The 602-nt window shown below is 69.6% G+C and carries 1 protein-coding gene; it reads right to left on the bottom strand.

From position 1 onward, the window contains the following. Window positions 1-602, bottom strand: a 602-nt coding sequence (locus F8271_RS31695; protein WP_151493433.1) for an ISAs1 family transposase, incomplete at both ends; no start/stop codon positions are given.

Raw genomic sequence — 602 nt, 5'->3', positions numbered from 1 at the left:
TCCACGGTGCGGGTCCGGATGATCCGGGCGGCCTGCTGGGCGCGCGGAAAGGCGATCCCGCCCGGGATGTGCAGGGTGACAGCCTTGACCGTGCGGGTCTCCTTACGGCCGTGTCCGCGGTCGCGGGTGCGGTCACCGACCGGGATCTGCGCCCAGGGCAGGTTCTTGAGCTGGGCATGAAGAGTGGGCTGGTTGCCCTTTGCCTGCAGGAGAAGGTGTGCTCCGCGGTTGGTGATCTGCTCGGCGTGACCGGTTTGGGTATGCATCGCGTCGGCGACGAACAGGACCCCGGTCAGGCTGCCCAGGACTTTCTCGACGGCGTTGAGCAGGGGTGTGAAGGCCGGAATCTCGTTGCTCTTCGTGTCGACGGTGACCTGGGCCAGGACGATGCCGGTGCTGGTGTCCAGCGCGGACAGCAGATGCACCTGGCGGCCGGCGGGCAGGCGGGCGCCCCGCAACGTTTTGCCGTCGACGGCTATCACTGTCCGGTAGCGGCGCGGTCGGGCGGGTGCCGGCGGTGTCCGCGACCGCAGCCAGCCGGCCAGAACAGCGCTGAGCAGGGCCGCGTCGAGGCGGGTCAACAGCCGCCACATCGTCGTGCC

The sequence above is a fragment of the Micromonospora sp. ALFpr18c genome, from assembly GCF_008868155.1.
Taxonomy (GTDB): domain Bacteria; phylum Actinomycetota; class Actinomycetes; order Mycobacteriales; family Micromonosporaceae; genus Micromonospora.
The sequence above is the reverse complement of the archived record's forward strand: the minus strand, read 5'-3'. Positions and strand labels throughout refer to the sequence as shown.